Here is a 2,651-nt window from a genome sequence, read left to right on the forward strand (position 1 = left end):
CCCTTCACCCTTCACCCTTCACCCTTCACGTCTTTTCGCCTCTACGCTTTCCATTGCCATTTCTTAGACATTGTGCTAATTATATCTTCTTGAAATAAGGCAAAAAAAGGAAAAACAGAAGACATGAAATTCACAGAGATGCAGATTCCGGCCGACGTTCTCAGGGCTATTGAAGAGACCGGCTTCACCGACTGCACACCGATTCAAGAGAAAGCACTTCCCTTAGCACTTTCCGGGAAGGACGTCGCCGGCCAGGCACAGACCGGAACCGGCAAGACCGCCACCTTCCTCATCTCCCTCTTCACCAGACTCCTCAGCCAGGCAAAAACCGGCGACGAACGGCACCCCAGGGCCCTCATCCTGGCGCCGACGCGCGAACTGGTGGTCCAGATCGAGAAGGACGCCCAGACGCTGGGGAAATACACCGGCTTCAACATCCAGGCCATCTACGGCGGCGTCGACTACATGAAACAGCGCGACGCCCTCAAGGCCGGCGCCGACATCGTCATCGGCACCCCGGGCCGCCTGATCGACTACCTGAAGCAGAAGGTCTACTCCCTGAAGGACGTCGAGGCCCTGGTCATCGACGAGGCCGACAGGATGTTCGACATGGGCTTCATCGCCGACCTGCGCTTCATCCTGAGAAGGCTGCCGAGCTACGACAAGAGACAGAACATGCTCTTCTCGGCCACCCTCAACACCAGGGTTATGGAGCTGGCCTACGAGTTCATGAACGTGCCGACCAAGGTCTCGGTGACCCCCGAGCAGATGACCGCTGAGCGCGTCGAGCAGGTCCTCTACCACGCGTCGCGCAAGGAGAAGTTCCCGCTGCTCCTGGGCCTCCTCAGGAAGATGGGGATGGAGCGGACCATGATCTTCGTGAACACCAAGCGCGAGGCGGAGTTCCTTCAGGACCGGCTCAACGCCAACGACTTCCCGTGCAAGGTAATCTCCGGCGACGTCGAGCAGAGAAAAAGGATGAAGATCCTGGCCGACTTCAAGGAAGGCAAGCTGCCGATCATGATCGCCACCGACGTTGCCTCCCGCGGCATTCACATCGAAGGGGTCTCCCACGTCATCAACTATGACCTGCCGCAGGACTGCGAGGACTACGTGCACCGCATCGGCAGGACCGCCCGCGCCGGAGCCGAAGGAATGGCGATCTCCTTAGCCGACGAGGACGGAGCCTTCTACCTTGAGGCGATCCAGGACTTCATCAAGCAGAAGATCCCGACCGAGTGGGCCGAGGACGACATGTTCGTCACCGACTACAAGAGGAGCAAGCCCCGTCCCCCCAAGGAAAAAACTGCAGGCGACAGAGGCAGAGGTCGCGCAGGTGACAAGGGGCACCGCGGCGCCAAGCCCGGCGACAGCGGCAGCGCGAGCAGATCGCGGACCAGGCCAAAGACCGACACGACCGCAGCCAGTGCAGCCAGTGCAGCCAGTGCAGCCAGTGCGCCCAGCGCCGGCAGCGAGGCAGGTGCCGCCAGCGGATCCAGTGCCGACAGTGCAGCCGGCGGCGACGCCGAAGTCAAGAAACGCCGCAGGCGGCGCAGCAAGGGAAAGTCCGGCGGCAAGACCGCGGAAGGGGAGCAGCAATCAGCCCCGGCGCCTGAAAATGCCTAATGGAGAAGGGCCGTCCTGCCAGGAAATACTCACAAGCCGGAAGAGTCCACGACGTCATCAGGCTCATCGAGGCCCGGCACGGGATCTCCGTCGGTGAGCTTGCGGAGGAGACGGGAGTCAACCGGCGCACCATCCATCGCGACCTGGTCGCCATTCAGGAGGCAGGATACCCGCTGATCTCCGAATGGCAGGACGGCGAGAAGATCTACCGCTTCCTGACCCGCTTCAAGGATGTCCCCCCGATCAGCTTCACCCTTCAGGAGCTGATGACCCTGTCGCTGCTGCGCTCCCAGCTCGATCTGCTGAACGGCACCCCATTCATGGAGGAGATGCAAACCATCTTCAGGAAGGTTAATTCCGTCCTGCCGCCGCGCCTGGCCGCGCACATGGAGCGCATCTCCGAGGTCTCCCACCCGCTCTTGCAGGGAAAACGCGATTACAGCAAGTCAGCCGAATCCCTGCGCCTGATCCGCCACGCCCTCCTCTATCAGCAAAGGATCACCATCTCCTATCGCCCCCCCGCCCGGGGAAAATCCGTCGACTACCAGGTGGACCCGTACACGCTCCTCTTCCAGAAGGGGGGCATCTACCTGCTGGGCTACGCCCACGAGCGCCAAGCCTTGAGAACCTTCGCGGTGGAAAGGATCGCAGCGGTCGAGCCGGGCAATGAGCGCTTCGAGATAGCGGAAGGGTTCCACGCGAAGCAGGCGCTCGAGGCGGCGTTCGGCCTGGTCGCGGAGCCTCCCATGGAGGTGGTAATCCGCTTCTCCCCCGGCATCGCCCATGCCATCAAGGACAGGACCTGGCACGCCTCGCAGAAGATGCAGGAAGGCGAGGATGGCTCGCTGGTGCTGACCTTCCGGGCTGGCGGGAGGATGGAGATCCTCGCCTGGCTCCTCTCCTACGGCGCCCATGCCGAACTGCTGGCACCTGAAGATCTGCGGGCCGAACTGACGCGGATGGTGCGGGAGACGGCTGGGCTTTACGCCTCCGACGCCCCCTCGCCCTAAGGGAAGGAAAGGTTC

At 62.1% G+C, this 2,651-nt stretch carries 2 protein-coding genes; both read left to right on the forward strand.

Features of this window, described 5'->3' with window-relative positions:
- Positions 1–123 precede the first annotated feature (123 nt).
- Complete coding sequence (locus AC11W3_RS04125) at positions 124–1,626, forward strand: DEAD/DEAH box helicase (RefSeq protein WP_484092549.1); 1,503 nt, start codon at positions 124–126, stop codon at positions 1,624–1,626.
- The gene (locus AC11W3_RS04130) at positions 1,626–2,636 is read left to right on the forward strand and encodes a helix-turn-helix transcriptional regulator (RefSeq protein WP_484092550.1); all 1,011 of its coding nucleotides are present in this window, start codon (positions 1,626–1,628) and stop codon (positions 2,634–2,636) included. Before AC11W3_RS04125 ends, AC11W3_RS04130 begins: the two co-directional genes overlap by 1 nt.
- Positions 2,637–2,651 lie beyond the last annotated feature (15 nt).

This window comes from Geomonas sp. (assembly GCF_056994735.1).